At 67.6% G+C, this 16,511-nt stretch carries 15 protein-coding genes; 5 read left to right on the top strand and 10 right to left on the bottom strand.

Annotated elements, in window-relative coordinates:
* Positions 1 to 45: 45 nt before the first annotated feature.
* Genes Q0W90_RS06735 through Q0W90_RS06710 form a run of 6 tightly spaced genes read right to left on the bottom strand, consistent with a single transcriptional unit; the run spans position 46 to position 6,327 of the window.
* Complete coding sequence (locus Q0W90_RS06735; protein WP_297700705.1) at positions 46 to 696, bottom strand: MarR family transcriptional regulator; 651 nt, start codon at positions 694 to 696, stop codon at positions 46 to 48.
* Positions 693 to 1,127, bottom strand: a complete 435-nt coding sequence (locus Q0W90_RS06730) for an OB-fold domain-containing protein (protein WP_297598652.1) — start codon at positions 1,125 to 1,127, stop codon at positions 693 to 695. The genes Q0W90_RS06735 and Q0W90_RS06730 overlap by 4 nt, the downstream gene beginning before the upstream one ends.
* Complete coding sequence (locus Q0W90_RS06725) at positions 1,124 to 2,284, bottom strand: thiolase family protein (protein WP_297773768.1); 1,161 nt, start codon at positions 2,282 to 2,284, stop codon at positions 1,124 to 1,126. Before Q0W90_RS06725 ends, Q0W90_RS06730 begins: the two co-directional genes overlap by 4 nt.
* 26 nt (positions 2,285 to 2,310) lie before the next feature.
* On the bottom strand, positions 2,311 to 2,646 hold the full coding sequence (locus Q0W90_RS06720; RefSeq protein WP_297598648.1) for a hypothetical protein: 336 nt from the start codon (positions 2,644 to 2,646) through the stop codon (positions 2,311 to 2,313).
* 1 nt (position 2,647) lies between these two features.
* Positions 2,648 to 4,975, bottom strand: a complete 2,328-nt coding sequence (locus Q0W90_RS06715; RefSeq protein ID WP_297773766.1) for a CoA transferase — start codon at positions 4,973 to 4,975, stop codon at positions 2,648 to 2,650.
* 2 nt (positions 4,976 to 4,977) lie between these two features.
* Positions 4,978 to 6,327, bottom strand: coding sequence for an amidohydrolase family protein (locus Q0W90_RS06710; protein WP_297773761.1), 1,350 nt, complete (start codon positions 6,325 to 6,327; stop codon positions 4,978 to 4,980).
* A 287-nt stretch (positions 6,328 to 6,614) separates the two neighbouring features.
* On the opposite strand from Q0W90_RS06710, the gene Q0W90_RS06705 reads away from it, so the two are divergent.
* Positions 6,615 to 7,592, top strand: a complete 978-nt coding sequence (locus tag Q0W90_RS06705; RefSeq protein ID WP_297598636.1) for a LacI family DNA-binding transcriptional regulator — start codon at positions 6,615 to 6,617, stop codon at positions 7,590 to 7,592.
* 3 nt (positions 7,593 to 7,595) lie between these two features.
* Here Q0W90_RS06705 and Q0W90_RS06700 read toward each other — a convergent pair whose 3' ends face one another.
* Genes Q0W90_RS06700 through Q0W90_RS06690 form a run of 3 tightly spaced genes read right to left on the bottom strand, consistent with a single transcriptional unit; the run spans position 7,596 to position 11,458 of the window.
* Positions 7,596 to 8,009, bottom strand: a complete 414-nt coding sequence (locus tag Q0W90_RS06700; protein WP_297773756.1) for an OB-fold domain-containing protein — start codon at positions 8,007 to 8,009, stop codon at positions 7,596 to 7,598.
* Between the two features lie 6 nt (positions 8,010 to 8,015).
* Positions 8,016 to 9,224 (bottom strand): thiolase family protein, encoded by a 1,209-nt coding sequence (locus Q0W90_RS06695; protein WP_297598631.1) that lies wholly within the window; start codon positions 9,222 to 9,224, stop codon positions 8,016 to 8,018.
* An 8-nt stretch (positions 9,225 to 9,232) separates the two neighbouring features.
* A complete protein-coding gene (locus Q0W90_RS06690) occupies positions 9,233 to 11,458 on the bottom strand; it encodes an acyl-CoA dehydrogenase (protein ID WP_297773751.1) in 2,226 nt (741 codons plus the stop codon).
* A gap of 252 nt (positions 11,459 to 11,710) precedes the next feature.
* Between Q0W90_RS06690 and Q0W90_RS06685 the strand changes: the two genes are divergently transcribed.
* Positions 11,711 to 12,307: a TetR/AcrR family transcriptional regulator gene (locus tag Q0W90_RS06685; protein ID WP_297598627.1), complete on the top strand. Its 597-nt coding sequence runs from the start codon at positions 11,711 to 11,713 to the stop codon at positions 12,305 to 12,307.
* Between the two features lie 10 nt (positions 12,308 to 12,317).
* Here the strand turns inward: Q0W90_RS06685 and Q0W90_RS06680 are convergent, their stop codons facing one another.
* On the bottom strand, positions 12,318 to 12,935 hold the full coding sequence (locus Q0W90_RS06680) for a TetR family transcriptional regulator (protein ID WP_297773746.1): 618 nt from the start codon (positions 12,933 to 12,935) through the stop codon (positions 12,318 to 12,320).
* 61 nt (positions 12,936 to 12,996) lie between these two features.
* Here Q0W90_RS06680 and Q0W90_RS06675 point away from each other — a divergent pair, with 61 nt between their 5' ends.
* From Q0W90_RS06675 to Q0W90_RS06665, 3 genes are all read left to right on the top strand, one after another.
* Complete coding sequence (locus Q0W90_RS06675; RefSeq protein ID WP_297700687.1) at positions 12,997 to 14,091, top strand: DUF1214 domain-containing protein; 1,095 nt, start codon at positions 12,997 to 12,999, stop codon at positions 14,089 to 14,091.
* A complete protein-coding gene (locus Q0W90_RS06670) occupies positions 14,091 to 15,263 on the top strand; it encodes a sulfotransferase (protein WP_297700685.1) in 1,173 nt (390 codons plus the stop codon). Before Q0W90_RS06675 ends, Q0W90_RS06670 begins: the two co-directional genes overlap by 1 nt.
* An 81-nt stretch (positions 15,264 to 15,344) precedes the next feature.
* Complete coding sequence (locus Q0W90_RS06665) at positions 15,345 to 16,424, top strand: DUF190 domain-containing protein (RefSeq protein ID WP_297700683.1); 1,080 nt, start codon at positions 15,345 to 15,347, stop codon at positions 16,422 to 16,424.
* Positions 16,425 to 16,511 lie beyond the last annotated feature (87 nt).

The following is a 16,511-nucleotide window of genomic DNA, read 5'->3' as shown; positions in this document are numbered from 1 at the left end:
GGGAAGCCTTGTGGGAGCGCGAATCCCGGGGGACGGCGTATACCGCTACCCCGGGCTCCGCGGCGTCCGACGGCGGATCTGCCCCTTCGACCGTCGCACCCGCCTGACGGGGTCGCGGCTTGTGCCACCGGCGATCTCGTCACGCAGCTGGGAGATGTTGGAGATCTCCGCGTACAGGCCCCGGATCGCGTAGTCCAGAACGGCGAACGAGTACCGCTGGTCCGGGTCCTCGCTGATGCCGAGTTCGTGGGAGCGCTGCCGCGACCACAGCGCCTCGTCGAGCCGGGCCCGGGTCGCGTCGAGATGCCGGTCCAGGGTGTCCAGGACGTGCTCGGGATCCTCGCCGCGGGCCAGCCAGGTTTTGAGGATGACGGGGTGTTTGATAACCACTTGCTCCTGGCCCGGGAAGTGCTGGACCCAGCGACGCAGCGCGTCGAGTCCCGCCTCGGTGGTCTCGTACAAGGTGATGGCGCGCTTGCCGGATTGGGCGCCGGTCTCGCTGACCATTCCGCGGGCCAGCAGCCGGGTCAGTTCGCGCCGCACGTGACTCACCGAGGGGGACCAGTAGAAGTGGCCGACCGACAGTTCGGCGCGCATCTTGATCTCGCCGGCGGTGAGTTGCTCGTCGTTGGCCGCCAGCACGCCCAGGACCAGGTAGGCGGTGGCCGGAAGTCCGTTGCTGGTGCGGGGACTCACGAACTGTCGGCCTCGTCGGCGGTGAAGTACGGAAGCGTCACGTCGGGGCCGACGTCGTGGAATTGCACCCGGACGCGCAGGCCGACGTCGACGTCCTCCGGGGGCACGCCGACGACATTGGTCAGCATCTGATAGCCCTCGTCCAGCGTGATGATCGCCGGTGCGTACGGCGGTTCGAACTCCGCCGTCACGGGCCGATAAACCACGGTCCAGCTATAGATCTCGCCGCGCCCACTGCCCTGCCGCCAGGTGATGTCGTCCGACAGGCATTGGCGGCAATGCTCGGCCGGGGGGAAATTCGCGAGACCGCACGCCTCGCAACGCTGGTAGCGCAGCTGCCGCGATCGGCATCCCTCCCAGAACGGCCCGCTGACATGGCTACTCGCGTGTGGGACCGGCCCGTTTTGGGGTCGCAATGGATCAGAGGTCACCGTGGTTCGTCTCCCAGAATCAGCACCGTCGTGAACAAGGCCCCCGCTCCCCCGTTGCTGCACAACGCGATGTGCGCATCGGGGACTTGAAGCTCACCGGCCTGGCCGCGCAGCTGCTGAACGGCCCGGGTCGCCCGTTGCATCATCTGCGGATTGGCACCCGCGTGGCTGAACGACATGGTTCCCCCGTCGGTGGTGATCGGGTGGCTGCCGTCGATGGCGATGTCGCCGTCGGCGACGAACGGTCCACCCTCGCCGTCGCCGCAGAAGCCGAATGCCTCGAGCTGGCGGATGATTTCGAAGGAGAACGGATCGTACAGTTCCAGGACGTCGACGTCGTCGCGGCGCAGCCCGGCGTGATCGAACGCGCGCTCAGCCGCCCGCCGGCCCACGACACCGTTCACGTGGTCGCCGCGCCGCCCGGCGAGGTCGTACGCCGGGGGATGCTGATACGACGGGCCGTGAAAGTCCGCGCCGCTGCCCAGGACGTAGATGGGTTGGCTCTTGAAGTCGACGGCGTTGACGTTGGCGACGACGAGGGCACACCCGCCTTCGGACGTGGTCGCGCAGTCCAGGAGATGGAACGGGTCGGCGATGGGGCGCGACGCGGTGATGTCGTCCGGCGCGAAGGGCCCGCGTTGGTAGTAGACGGCTTCGGGATTGCGTGACCCGTTGTTGCGGATGGTCGCCGCGACGATCGAAAGCTGTTCGCGTGTCGTGCCATAGACGTGCATGTGGCGTCGCGCGATGAGCGCGAACTCGGCGGTGGTGAACATGCCCCAGGGCGCGACGAATTCGTTTTCGGGTCGGGTCCAGGGCGCGGTGGCCTCGTGGTCGCGGTATTCGCCGGCCTGGGCGGCGACCAGCACCACTACGTCGGCCATGCCGTGCTCGATGGCGGTGACCGCCTCGGTGATCATGCCGACGCCGAAAGCCAGGCCCTGCCAGGCCGGCCCGAGACGCAGGTCGTAGATCAGCGAGGTCGAGTGCGGGCTCGCGCTGATGCCGTCGACGTCGTCGAGCGAGAGACCGGCGTCGTCGAGCGCGCCCAGAATCGCCTTGATCGCCAGGCCGCGCGACGTTTCGTCGTCCAGGCGCCGCCCTTGGCGGGTGTTGTGCACACCGACGATCGCCGCTCTTCGCTTCGCCACTGTCACTGAGGCTCCATTTCTTCTGCCGCCGTTCAGTTTTCGTCCGCCACGACACCCAGGTAGGTGCCCCTAACCTCGTATCGCCGGCCATCGCGGGTGATGGTGCCGATCATGGTGGTGTGCACATCGGAGTGGCCGACGTCCGCCGCCGCTTCCACGACATCGATCCGCACATCGACGGGCCGCGCCGTTTGCGGGTCGGTGATCTCGACGACCATCGCCACCGCGCGTTCGTCCTCGTCCCATTCGACGCTGGTGATGCGGTGGCGGGCGGTCAGCTCCATCACCACGGAGTCCTGACGCACCAGGAAGCGCACCGGTGCGCACAGCTCCCCGGCGCGGGGCGGAACGCACAGGCTGACCGCCATGTCACAGGCCCGCCGGCCGGTCGCTGATGGTGCCCGACCGCCGCAAATCGGCCAGATCCCGTTCGCTGTGCCCGAGAATCTCGGTGAGGACCTCACCGGTGTGCTGACCGTAGAGCGGCGGCACCCGCCGAACCCAGCGCCGCGGCTGGCCGAGGAACGCGAAAGGCATTCCGGTGCACAGGAAAGAGCCCGCGACGGGATGGTCGACCGTCTCCCAGAAACCCCGGGCGTGCAGGTGCGGGTCGGTCAGCAGCGCCGCGGCCGGGGTGACCCGTGCGGCGGCCACGCCCGCCGCACGCAGCGCGTCGACCGCTTCGGTCACCGAGCGCCCCGCGGCCCAGTCGGAGATCAGTTTGTCGATGTCGTCGGCCCGCTCGTCCGAGCCGGTTAGCTCGGGTTGGTTGAGGAGCCCGGCCAGCGAGGCGCGGGCGGGGGCGTCCATCGCGGCGAGCGCGACCCATTCGTCGTCGCCGCGGCACCGGTACACACCCTGGGTCTCGGCGCCGGGCCCGCGGTTTCCGTTGCGGCGCATCACGATCCCGTTGCGCGAATACTCGACCAGCATTTCGGCCGCCACGTTGAGCGCGGCCTCGACCATGGTCGATTCCACCTGCATTCCGGCGCCCCCGCGGTCGCGGATCACCAGCGCCGCCACGGCGGCGAAAGCGGCGTGCAGACCCGCGATCGGGTCGCACACCCCGCGGGGAATCACCGGCGGACCGTCGGCGTGCCCGGTCATCCACGCCATGCCCGTCGCCTGCTCCATCGTCTGCGCGAAGCCGACGCGGTCGCGCCAGGGACCATCGAGGCCGAACGCGGGCATCCGCACCATGATCGCCTGCGGGTTGGCCGCGCGCACCGCGTCCCATTCCAGGCCGAAGTTCGCCATCACCCTGGGCGAGAAGTTCTCGATGACGAGATCGCTTGCGGCGATGAGCTCCAACGCGAGGGACCGCCCGGCGTCGGTACCGAGATCGATACTGACGCCGCGCTTGTTGTTGTTGCTGCACAGGAATACCGGGCCCCACTCCCACCACTGATCCCAGTCGGGCGGGCGGCCCGCGGAGAACCGCATGCCGTCGGGCCGTCGCACTCCCTCGATCTTGATCACGTCGGCGCCCAGGGCGCCGAGCAGTTGGGTGGCGACCGGGCCCGCCCAGAACGCGGTGAAGTCGGTGACCCGCACGTCGGACAACGGAAGGGCGTCGACGTCGGCGCTTCGGGGCGGCTCGGGTCGTGCGGGCCACTGCAACCGTCCGTTGTCGGCGCCGAGTGCTGGCGGCTCTTCGGGCGCCCTGGTCGCTATCGCGTCGCTGCGATACGGTACCCGCGGCGCCAGCACCCCGGCTGGTGATTCGACGAACACGCCGCGTTCCACGAAGTGGTCCACTTTGGGCAGCATCTCCGGAGACGCTATGGGGGCCACCGGGATCCGGAATGCCACCGCGAGTTCGACGATCTCCTGGGTGGTTCGGCTCCGGGTCCATGCGGTGACCATGCCCAGGAACTCGTCGCGGCGCTCGGCCCGGCCGGCAAAGGACGCCAGCTCGGCGTCGTCGACCAGGTCGGCGCGGTCGATCATCACCAGGAAATCCTGGAACTGCTGCGCGGTGATGGTGCAGAAGCCGACCATGCCGTCGGCGGTGGGGACGATCGACGGCAGTTCCAAACTGCGTTCGTGCAGCAGCGAATCGGCGCCCAGCACGCTGGCGGACATCGCGGACAGCCCGCCCATGGCGATCACCATGGCCTCGTATGTCGAGACGTCGATGACCTGGCCACTGCCGGTTCGGGCGGCGTGCCGGGCCGTGGCCGCGGCGGCCGCCGCGGCGAATGTGCCCGCCAGCCATTCGCCAAGCCGGCCGCCGGCTTGTACCGGCTCGTCGTCCGGCCAGCCCCGTCCGGCGATCGACCCGCACAACGCCTGCAGGATGAATTCGTTGGCCGCCAACTGGCTTTCGACGTAGGGGCCGGTGGTGCCGAACGGTGTCACGGCCACTACCACCGCCGAGGCCGCGACGTACGCGGTGATGTCGTCGAGCGTCCATCCGTCGGTCAGGTCGGTGAGCACGATATCGGCGCCGGCCAGCAGCGACGCGATCTCGGCCTGGCCGCGGTTGACCACCGACTTCTTGCCCGCGGCCAGATATCCGAACAACGCTCCGGGCGGACCCCCGGCCGACCAGCCTCGCAGTGAATCACCCCGCGTCGCTTCGATTTTGACCACGTCGGCGCCGGCGTCGGCGAACATCTTGCCGCAATAGGACGCCGCCAGGCCGTTGCACAACTCCAGCACGCGCCAGTCCGCGAACGGCGGCTGGGCCCCCACGCTCAGTTGCCCAGGGTGGTGACGCGCCCGGCGATACCGACCGCCTCCGCCGTGACCGGCGCGGCGGCTCCGGCCTGCAGGGCGAACTGCGTCATCCGGGTCCACGCGTCCCGGTCACGCTGGCTGGCTTGGCGCCCGACGTAGGTGACCACGTCGACATCGGTGGCCTGGGCGCGCAGCTGGCCGGCCCGCGCCTGCTCCTTAGAGATGTGCCGGAACGGATCGAATGAGTATGCGGCCATGGCGTTTTCGTGGGTGATCTTGTCGATGACCCGGTCGTCGAGATGGCCCATGGTGGTGATGATGTCCTCCGGCGCGAACGGCCAGTTGCTGTCGGAGTGCGGGAAGTCGGACTCCCAGCACAGCATGTCCTCGTTGAACCAATCCATGTTGTGTACGCCGACCTTGTCGCTGATGAAGCAGGTATAGAAGTGTCGCTTGAACACATCGGTGGGGCCACTGTAACCCGGCGGGAAGGTCGCCAGTGTCCACCCCGAGTGTCGGTTGTAGACGTGCTCGGCGCGCCAGAGGAAGTACGGCATCCATCCGACGTCGCCCTCGGTGAGCGAGAACTTCAGTTGCGGGAAGTCCGCCCAGAACTCAGCCCAGATCAGTTCGGTGAAGGTGAACATGCTCATCATCGACGACGCCGTCATCTGCACACTCGGCGGTGCATCCGTCGACACCTGCGGCGAGCGCGAGGCGGAGCCCACATGGGTGCACAGCACCGTGTTGTTCTCGCACACGGCTTCGAACAGCGGATACCAGTACTTGGTGTGAATGCTGGGCATCTGCAACGCCTCTGGGTTCTCCGAGAACGTGACGGCGTGACAACCCTTGTCGGCCAGGCGTTTGACCTCCTTGGCGGCCTCGGCCACATCGAACAGCGGCAGGATGCCGCACGGGATGAACCGGCCCGGATACGCCCCGCACCATTCGTCGACGTGCCAGTCGTTGTAGGCCTTGATCATCACCAGGTTGACGTCGCGGTCGGGGCCCTGGTTGAGCACCTGGCCGGAAAAGCCGGTGAAGTTCGGAAAGTTCAACCCCGCCAGCTGGCCGCCGGCGTTCATGTCGCGGACCCGCTCGTCGACGTTGAAGCAGCCCGGCCGCATCTCGTCGTAGCGCGAGGCGTCGATGTTGTACATCTCGCGCGGCTTGCCGGCCACGGCGTTCAGCCCCATGTTTCGGCCGCGGACCTCGCCGTAGTACCACTGCTGGATGCCGTCGGGTTCGAGGACCACCCGCGGGGCGCGGTCCTTGTATCTGGCGGGAACGTGGGCGTCGAACATGTCGGCCGGCTCGGCGATGTGATCATCCACGCTGATCAGGATCAGATCGTCCTTGTTCATGCCGCGCTCCTCGCTCAATTTATAGTGACTAGTAGATAATGGTGTTCGTCACAGTGTCAACGGTCGCGCGGCGTTTTGGCTTGGCCGCGCATCCTGGTGCTTGTGCTGTGTTCCAATGGCACAGGGGCATTGGTTTGAAGTGCCAGCGCCCCGAATGGCGGGGCGGCACCCTGGCAACGTATGTGGACTAATAGTCCATCATCGTGGCAACGCCGCAAGGCATCGTGCGGTGCGCGTTGGCCTCGCATGCCACCATGGAGCATGACCGGGCCGGAAGGTAACGGAAGTTGAGCACCAACAAAGCTGCGCGTCCGACCACCGCCGACGTGGCCCGATTGGCCAGCGTGTCGACCGCCACCGTCAGCTATGTGCTGAACAACGCGCAGGGTCGCCGGATCTCCCCCGAAACCCGGGATGCCGTCAACCGGGCGGCCAAACTCCTGGGTTACCGGCCCAACCTCGCCGCCCGCAACCTCGCGCGCGGCAAGAGCGGTGTGGTGCTCTACGTGGTGCCGCATGTGGCCGTGGGCGAGATGCCGATGCAGGCGGGCAGCCGCATGACCACGGCACTGGCGCGCGAAGGTCTGCTTCAGGTACAGATTTTCGAGACCGACGACGATCGTCATGTGGTCGACGCGATCGAGAACCTGGACCCGGTCGCGATCACCAGCCTGTTCCCGCTGAGCGCCGCCGCCCGTCAAGCGGTGACCAAAGCCGGCATCCCGCACATCGAGATCGGGACGCTGCCCGCGCTCAAGAACCCGCACCTTTCGGTCGGCGAAATGCGCGTCGAGCACCTCGTCGAGCGCGGTCATCGACGGATCGCGTTCGCCTACACCGGGATTGCCCGATGGCGGCCGCTCGGCGACTACTGGTTCGAGGGTGTTTCACGGGCGGCGCAGTTGCGCGACCTCCCGCCCGTGCGGGTCGATCAGGTCACGCTGGACAACGCCGCCGACGTGGTCACCGGGTGGGTCGGCGACGGGGTGACCGCCGTCTGCGCCCAAAGCGACGAGATCGCCTGTCTCGTCCTCTACGGCATCCATCAGGCGCGGCTGCGCTGCCCCAGCGACCTCGCGGTGATGGGCGTCGACGCCAGCCCGATGGGCATGGTCAGCACGCCACCGCTGACCACCGTTCAATTCGATCCCTCCGCGGTCGCCGACGCTGCGCTTGCCGCCGTCTTCGACCGGTTGGGGCAACCCGCCCCGCCCTCGCCCGAGCTGACGGACATCGCCCATCTCGTGGTGCGGTCGTCAACCTGAGCGTCAGTCGGCGGGCTCGTAACGCAGCAGTGTGACGTCGTGCTCCGGATAGTCACAGAACACCGGCTTCACCCGCATCCCCACCGTGAGGCGGGCCGGGTCGACATTGACCATCTCGGTGGAAAACCTTGGCCCCTCGTCCCATTCGACGATGGCGAGCAGCTGCGGCACGGCGTCGGCGAAATGCGGGCTGACCGGGCGGTGGGCCACCGTGTAGGAGTACAGCGTCCCCATCCCGGAGATCGCGCGCCATTCCAGATCGTCGGCCAGGGTGCGCGGCGCGCGCACGCGCGGGTAGAAGACATACGCCTGCAGCGACGGTGAATACTGGATGACGATGCGATGCTCGGCGAGCGCATCCCAAAACGGCGCGCTGGTGGGTGTTTTGACGGGCATCGGCCGCTCGAAGGTGGTCACGGGTGATCAGTCTCCCTCGAGGATGAGGGTGGTCTGTTCGGACAGGATGCCGCCGTTGCCGGACACGAACGCGCGGTGACAGTCGCCGACCTGCGCGGCTCCGGCGCGGCCCATGATCTGGCGGGTGGCATCGCAAACGTGGTGCATGCCCCCCGCCAAACCCGCTTGGCCAAAACCCAATTGGCCGCCGGCGGTATTGAGCGGGAAGTCGCCGCGGAAGGTGAGGTCATGGCCGGCGACGAATTCCATCCCCTTGCCCTTCTCGCAGAACCCGGCATCTTCCAGCGAGAGCAGCACGGTGATGGTGTAGCAGTCATAGATCGAGACCATGTCCATCTGGTCGCGGCTCAGATCGGTCATGGCGAACGCCGTGTCGGCGGCGGCAGCGATCGGGGTGTGCAGCAGATCCTCGGCGTAGGTCGGAGTCTTGAACGGCACGTGTTCGCCAAAGCCCTTGATCCACACCGGCCTATTGCGCGAGCGCTTGGCGACGTCGGCGCTGGCGACCACGACGGCGGCGCCCCCCACGCACGGCATGACGATCTCCAGCATGTGCAGCGGGTCGGCGATGACCGGGCTGGCCAGGACGTCGTCGATTGTCAGCGGCTTGTCCTTCCAGATCGCGCCTTCGGTGTGATTGGCATTGGTGCGCTGGTCGACGACGATCTTGGCCATCGCCCGCTCGTCGTAGCCGTAGACCGCGGCGTAACGCTGAGCCACCTGGCCGTACGGTCCGTTCTGGCCGAGGTTGCCGTACGGAATTTCGAATTCGGCCTGGGGAGAACCGTATTGATTGCTCGACGACCCGAAATACAATGCGTCACCCAGCGATCTGGGCTTTCTCGGCGACATCGGGGTGATGTACCGGGCCGGCAGCGCGCACAACACGGCGTCGCAGATGCCGAGCTCGACGGCCGCGGCCGCGCGCCACACCATGGCCGCGGCGCTCGCCCCGCCCAGATCGACGTGTTCGGCGAATCTCGCTCCCACTCCGAGGTATTCGGCGATGGTGGAGGGGACGAAGATCTCCGATTCGGCGAGGTGTGACGCCGCAATGCCGTCGACAAGCTCGAAGGGTAGCCCCGCATCGGCGAGTGCGGCGGCGCCGAGTTCCGCCCACTGTTCGATGGCGAACGGCGCGGGTGAGGCCTTGTTGAGCCGCTCGGGCGGGAGCTCCACGTATCCGACGATCGCGGCTTCTCCGCGTAATCCCATGAGCTGTCCTACTTTCGGGGTAATCCGAGGATCATCTGCGCGATGATGTTGAGCTGAATCTCCCTCGTTCCGCCGCCGATCAGCTCGGCGGGAAGATGCAGATAGGGTTCGACGACCGCGGTGTCGGGGTCGTCGACCATCGCGACCTGCCCGGTCAGCTGCAACGTGGCCTGGAAGGTGCGGCGCAGCAGCACGTTCATCGCGACCTTGGCGATGCTGGACGCCGGGCCGGATGCCTGGCCGTCGAGCAGCCGGATGGTTTCCCGCACCCCGAGCGCCCTGATCGCGTTCGTGTAGGCGTCGAGCTTGCCGAGTTCGAGTAGCGCGTCGTCGCGGTCCGGCCCGGGTTTCGACGCGAGGTGCCGCAGCGCAACGGCACGGTCGAACTTGACGTATCCGCTTATGGCCGAACGCTCTTCGGCCATCGTGGCGATCGCGAGGCTCCAACCATCGGTCGGGCCGCCCAGCAGCATCTCGTCGGGAACGAAGACGTCGTTGAGGAAGACCTCGTTGAAGTGCGCCTGACCGGTCGCCGTCTTGATCGGCTGGATCTCCACCCCGGGGGACCGCATATCGAGGATGAAATAGCCGATACCGCGGTGCTTGCTGGCTTCGGGGTCGGTGCGCGCGAGTAACGCACCCAGATCGGCGTATTGGGCCAACGACGTCCAGATCTTGTGGCCGTTGATCCGCCAGCCGCCATCGACCTTGGTCGCGCGGGTGGCCAGCGACGCGAGGTCGGAGCCGGCTCCCGGCTCACTGAACAGCTGGCACCACAGGATGTCGCCGCGTTGCGTCGCCGGGATCAGCCGCTCCTGTAGATCTTTTGGTGCGGCGGCCAACACCGAGGGCAGGATCCATTCGGCGATGTTCAGCGAGGGCCGGACCAGAGCGGGTCGCTTGGCGAACTCCTCGTCGATGATGAGCTGTTTCAACGGATCCGCATCGACGCCCCACGGCGCCGGCCAGTGCGGCGCCATGAGACCGGCGTCGGCGATCAACGTGCGTTGCGGCCCGGTGGCGAGGTGCTCATAATCGCCGTGCGGTGCGGGTTTGTCGTTGCGCAACTGCAGGGCCGCATCGAGCGTCTCGGCCACCCAGGAACGGAATTCGGGTTCCGCGTCGCCGAGATTCACCGACATGTCGCGCGTCTGGGTGCACGTGAGCTCCCCCAGCCGTCGCGCCCAGCGGTTCGCCGGACCTATCGATCCCGCCAGACTGATGGCCCGCCGCCAATACAGGTGCACGTCGTGTTCCCAGGTGAAACCGATGGCGCCGAGCATCGTCAGCGCGTCGAGCACCAGATCCGGGGCCGGCGAGATGGCGATCACGGCCGCGCCGGCGGCGGCCATCCGGTGCTGTTCGAGTGATTCGTCGACGGCGCGCACCGCGTCCCAGGCGGCCGCGGTGGCCAACTCGCTGTTGACCAACAGCATTGCCGCACTGTGTTGCAACGCCTGGAACGTGCCGATCACCTTGCCGAATTGCTCGCGGCTGCGCAGGTGGGCTGCGGCGGCCTGCAGGCACCACTGGACGATGCCGGCGGTCACACTGGCGACGAGTCCCACGAGTACGCAGCGGGCACGTTCGGGGTCGATGCCGGTGAGCACTTCGGAGTCGGTCGCGCTGTAGTTGTCGAGGCGCAGGATCCCGGTATCGGCGACGAGGTCGGTGCCGGCGACGGGTTCGGCCGTCACCGTGGGCTTTTGGGTGTCGACCGCCGCCCAGACGACCTCGCCGTCCTGGGTCCGCGCACCGACCAGGATCATCCGCGCCGCGCACACGCCCGCGGTGACCTCCGATGCACCGCTGATCAGCCATCCGCCGCCCTGGGCCCGGGCGTGCAGATCGCCGTCACCCGGAAGCACCACCGCGGCGGTCATGCCCGCCGCGAGGTCGCGTACCAGCGATTGCGCGCCCGGTGCCGGATCGGCGAGCAACGCGACCGCGCCCGCGGCCACCGTCGGCAGCAGCGGACCGGGTAACAGCGACTTGCCCGCCGACTCCAGCACGCACGCGGCGTCGATCAGACGTCCGCCCTGGCCGCCGAGGTCCTCCGGCAGATGCACGGCATGAAACCCATTGGTGACCAGCGCATCCCACCATCCGGGAACACGGCCCGCCGCGAGCTCGTCGAAGCCGTCACGCGTGGCCGCGATGGGAGCGTTCCGGGCGGCGAACTGCCCGACGGCGTCGCTGAGCTCCTGTTGCTCCGGGCTCAGTCCCAGGGTCATGCGGGCGGCCGAGAGATGGCTGACGTTGGCCGCACTGACTGCTACCCTTCCGACTCCGATGGCGACGACCCGCTGCGCCCGGCTTCACCGCGCTTGCGATCACCGCCACTTCGATGGCGACGACCCGCTGCGCCCGGCTTCACCGCGCTTGCGATCACCGCGTTGACGAGACGGACCGTCTCGTCGTGTGGCAGACTACCGGGGGTAGTCAGGATATGTAAAGCGGGCCAGCGCAGCAGTGAGGACCACCAGATGCCAAGCGATCTCACCCAGGTGAGCACGCCGGCGAACTCCCCCCGGCGTCGCAGCGAAAAGTCCCGCACGGCGATCGTCACCGCCACGCGCGAACTGCTGCTCGAGCGCGGGTTCGACGGGCTGACCATCGAGGCGGTCGCCGCGCGCGCCGGTGTGGGCAAGCAAACCATCTACCGCTGGTGGCCAACCCGTCCCGCGCTGGTCGCCGACGTCATGCTCGAAGACGCCGACAAGCTTCTCTCGTCGGTCAACCACAGCGGCAGTCTCACCGCCGACCTGGTGGGCTGGGTGGGCAAGCTGTTCACCAGCCTGACAACACCGCGCGGCTCGGCGATGCTGCGAACGCTGACCGTCGCCTGCATGGAACATGAGGACACCGCCGTCAAGCTGCGTGCCGGATTCAGTGCGCCGCTGCACGACCGCGTGCGGGCCCGGCTGCTTGCCGACGGCATCGATACGGGCACCGCCGAGTCGGCGGCGGATGCCATCGTCGGTGGCGTGGTCTATCCGATCCTGTCTGGCGCGCAGCACTACTCACGACGGCGGGCCGAACGGACCACCCGCCTCATCGTGGATGCCCTCACCGGAAGCTGACCGCCGCCGGTCACCGGACCGCAATCGCGGCCAGGCCCCGGCTGACCCGGTCGGGCAGTGAGCCGCCGTGGCTCAGCCAGTCGTCCAGGGCGATGCGCACGGCCGCCATCGCCAGCGCACCGATCAGGCGCGGCCGCGGGTCCTGCGCGGTCAGCCGCGGCATCCGCGGCGCGACGAGCTCGGCGATCGCCACCTCATAGCGTACGTAGATGTGCAGCGTCCACGCGTCCAGCGTCTCGGATGACCTTGTCAGCGTGGCCAATTCGCGGATCTGATTTTCGATCCCGGCGAAGCCGTGACCGAGTTCACCGAAGGCGCCGATGACCGCCTCGAGGGCCGTCAGTTCCGGTGGTTGCGCCGCGAGGGCCGCGGTGATCCGGTTCAGCCAGTGGGCGTTCATGCCCTCGGCCACGGCGTCTTCCTTGGAATTGAAGTAGCGGAAGAACGTCGCCCGGCCGATATCGGCGGCGTCGGCGATGCGATCCACGGTCGCCCCCGCGAGCCCCCGGCCGGCGACCAACTGGGCGGCGGCGGTGGCAATGCGCTGACGCATCGCCGCCCTCTTCCGCTCGGCCAGCGACGTCGCAGGCACGGGAGCAGGCACCGAAGCCGGTGCTGAACCAGACATGCCCCACCCTGTTCTCGCGAATCGACACCAAAGCCCTAAGACATAGTCTTAGCATGAGACGATGTCTCAGACTGGTGATCCGTCCGATCAGACCGCGCCGAAGGCGCGGGCCGCGCTGTCGTTCTTCCAGCAGATGCTCACCGACGTCACCAAGATCGTGGCCGAGGACGCCGAGTCCGAGCGGGAACTGGCCGAAGGGTTGCGGATGGTGGCCCGGGTGTCCTCGCTGTGTGCACAGATGTCGGTCGAGGCCGACCCCGAACAGCCGTCGTTCTTCGATATGTGTTCGGACAACCGGATGGTCGGCGGCCCCAATCCCGATGGCAACTACTACCTGACGATGATCCGCGGGGACCGCCGCTACCGGATCACCGGTTCCCGTGGCACCAGCGCCTACCTCGGCTTTCAGGTCCTGGCCGGCACCGGGCTGACCCCGCGGCGGATGGCGGCTTACGTCAGCGACACCGACCTGGCGCTGAACTCGGGCGACTTCGCGCTCGTGCTCTCCGCCGACGAGCCGCCCGATCTGGCCGGCGCGCAGTGGGTGAAGATCCCCGCTGACGCCTCGTCAGTGGTGGTTCGGGAGTACATCGGTGACCGGGCCGGCGAGGAATTGGCCGCGCTGCACATCGAGGCGCTCGACCCCGGGCCGCTGACGACGCTGACCGACGACGAGCTCGCCGATCAGTTCACCGCGATGGCGTGGTCGTTGATGAAGCTCACGACCCTGCACCGCACCATCAAGCCGGAACTCCTGGAAACCCCGAACACGTTGCTGACGGCCCAGGCCGCCGATCTGGGCGCGGCCGACACCACGCCCGACAACCTCTACATGATGGGAACCTTTCGGCTCGAGCCCGGCCAGGCCCTCGTCCTCGACATCGCGCCGCCCGACACGCGGTACTGGAATGTCACGCTGGAAAGCATCTGGCACGAATGCCTGGAGCCCCGCCGCCGGCACAGCTCGGTGACGAATCGCGGCGTTCGGCCCGACGCCGACGGGCGGGTGCGGATCGCAATCTCCGCGCAAGACTTCGGGTTTGGCCATTGGCTCGACACCGGCGGCCGTCATCGCGGCTTCATCGTCCTGCGCTGGCTGGACAACCCAAGCCCACCCGAAGTCACGGTGACGGTGCGCCACGGACAGGAGCGGTAATGCCACTGCGAGACCGATTCGCCCCGGAACGACTGATAGCAGCGGCCTGCGAGGAAGCCGGCAGCGACGACTTCGGCGCCGAGGGCTGGCGTCCCGGCCTGCACCGTCTGACCGACGGGCTGATCAACGATGCGCGGCTCTCCGACATCGGCGTCGAGATCGCCCACCTCGACATCATGCGAGCCCTGAAGAACCGGCTCGGCGTAACCGCTTGGCGCAAGCAGCATCCCGAGGTCGCCGGCCAGGCGATCACGGCGCCGATCTTCATCGTCGGCCAGCCGCGGACCGGGACCACGATCCTCTACGACCTGCTCGCCCAGGACCCCGAGCTGCGCGCCCCGCTCACCTGGGAGGTCGACGAGCCCTGTCCGGTCCCGCAGCCCGAGACGTACCACGACGATCCGCGCATCGCCCAGATACAGGCCAGCATCGACATGTCCGAACAAATCATGCCCGGCTTCTTGGCTTTTCATCCGATGGGTGCCCTGGTCGGGCAGGAGTGCGTGCGTATCACCGCGGCCGAGTTCGTCAGCATGATCTTTTCGGTGCAGTATCGGTTGCCGGGCTACTACCGTTGGCTGCTGTATGAGGCGGACCACGCCGGTGCATATCGTTTTCACCGAATCTTCTTGCAACACTTACAGTCCGGTGTGCCCGGCCGGTGGTTACTGAAATCTCCCGCGCACCTGTGGCAGCTTGACCATTTGCTGGCCGAATATCCGGACGCGCTGATCGTGCAGACGCACCGCGATCCGGTCAACGTCATCTCGTCGATCGCCGCGCTCACCCATCACCTGCGACGGATGTGCAGCGACGAATCCAGCATCGCCGAGTGTGCGGCCCAGTCCTACGAGGAGATCGTCATCGGCCTGGATCGCGAGATGGCGTTGCGCGACAGCGGCGCCGTGCCCACGGGCCGTGTGATCGATGTGCGGTACGCCGACTTCATGACCGATCCGTGGACCACGATCAAAGACATCTACCAGCGGCTGGACCGCGAGCTGCGGCCCGACGCCGAACGCAAGATGCGCGAATTTCTCGCTTCCCATCCCTCAGACGGCGGACGCAGCCGTTACACCTGGTCGGACACCGGGCTGAACGCCGGCGAGGTCCGCGAGCGGGTGGGCGCCTATCAGGACCGCTACGGGGTAGCTACCGAACCGCTGCGATGAGGTAGCCCACTGGCTTCGAACGTCCCTGCGACACTTGATGTCTGCGAGCGGTAGGCTCGCCGCAAGGCGACAGGAGCGGCCGTGGACGACGATTGCCTGAAGCTCACGACCTATCTGGCCGAGCGGAGGCGGACCGGGAACAGCTTTGTCTCCGATGTGCTGCTCGGCCTGTACGCCCAGCACCGTGTTGCCTGTGGCGTGCTGCTGCGCGGTATCGGCGGGTTCGGCACCGGGCACTACCTGCGCACCGATGAGTCCTTGACCTTGTCCGAGGATCCGCCCGTGGCGATCATCGCGGTCGACACCAGAAAGAAGATCGAGGCCTTGCTCGACCCGGTGCTGACCATCAAACAACGCGGATTGGTCACCTTGGAGCGTGCGCGACTGCTACACGAAGACATCGGCTCCCCGGCGCTGCCCGAGGATCTGGGCGACGCCGTCAAGCTGACGATTTACGTCGGCCGCAAGCAACGCGTCAACGGGACGCCGGCCTACATCGCGCTCTGTGATTTGATGCACCGGCGCGGCCTCGACGGTGCCACGGTGCTGCTGGGCGTGGACGGTGTCGCGCACGGAGAACGCCAGCGCGCCAACTTCTTTGGCCGCAACACCGACGTTCCGATGATGATCGTGGTCGTCGGTTCCGGTGAGCGTATCGGTCGGGTGTTGCCGGAAATCGCTGCGCTGCTGCGCAAGCCCCTGTTCACGCTCGAACGGATCCGCGTGTGCAAGCGCGACGGCGAACTGCTGGAGCGGCCGCACGCCCTGCCCGGGGTGGACGAACGCGGCTTGCCCCTGTTTCAGCAGCTGACCGTCTACACCTCCGAGTCGGCGCACCACGGCGGCATGCCGATCCACCGCGCGATCGTCCAGCGGCTGCGTCAGGCCAAAATGGCGGACGGCGCCACCGTCCTACGCGGCGTCTGGGGCTTTCACGGCGATCACCCGCCCCACGGCGACGGATTGTTCTCGCTGAGCCGGCGGGTACCCGTCGTCACCGTGGTGATCGACACCCCGGCCAACATCGCCGGATCTTTCGATGTCATCGACGAATTGACCAGCAGCGAGGGCTTGGTGACCAGTGAAATGGTGCCCGCGTTGGTGTCGGACGACGGCGACGGCGGGCAGGGGCCGCCGCGCATGGCCCAGCACCGCTATTAGCGGCGATCGCGAGCGCGGCCGCGGCGATCGCAAGCGCGGCGTAGCCGGGCGCAGCGGGTCGCCGGATAGTCCAAGCCGGGCGAACGC

Source organism: Mycobacterium sp., from assembly GCF_025933915.1.
In the GTDB taxonomy this organism is placed as follows: Bacteria; Actinomycetota; Actinomycetes; order Mycobacteriales; family Mycobacteriaceae; genus Mycobacterium.
Note: the sequence above shows the minus strand (reverse complement) of the source record. Positions and strands in the feature narration are given on the sequence as shown.

Excerpts from the sequence above, each read along its gene's own strand:
- Q0W90_RS06670 (WP_297700685.1), top strand. The coding sequence starts at position 14,091 with ATGCCACTGCGAGACCGATTCGCCCCGGAACGACTGATAGCAGCGGCC.
- Q0W90_RS06695 (WP_297598631.1), bottom strand. The coding sequence starts at position 9,224 with ATGGGATTACGCGGAGAAGCCGCGATCGTCGGATACGTGGAGCTCCCG.
- Q0W90_RS06710 (WP_297773761.1), bottom strand. The coding sequence starts at position 6,327 with ATGAACAAGGACGATCTGATCCTGATCAGCGTGGATGATCACATCGCC.
- Q0W90_RS06680 (WP_297773746.1), bottom strand. The coding sequence starts at position 12,935 with ATGTCTGGTTCAGCACCGGCTTCGGTGCCTGCTCCCGTGCCTGCGACG.
- Q0W90_RS06685 (WP_297598627.1), top strand. The coding sequence starts at position 11,711 with ATGCCAAGCGATCTCACCCAGGTGAGCACGCCGGCGAACTCCCCCCGG.
- Q0W90_RS06675 (WP_297700687.1), top strand. The coding sequence starts at position 12,997 with ATGTCTCAGACTGGTGATCCGTCCGATCAGACCGCGCCGAAGGCGCGG.
- Q0W90_RS06720 (WP_297598648.1), bottom strand. The coding sequence starts at position 2,646 with ATGGCGGTCAGCCTGTGCGTTCCGCCCCGCGCCGGGGAGCTGTGCGCA.
- Q0W90_RS06690 (WP_297773751.1), bottom strand. The coding sequence starts at position 11,458 with ATGACCCTGGGACTGAGCCCGGAGCAACAGGAGCTCAGCGACGCCGTC.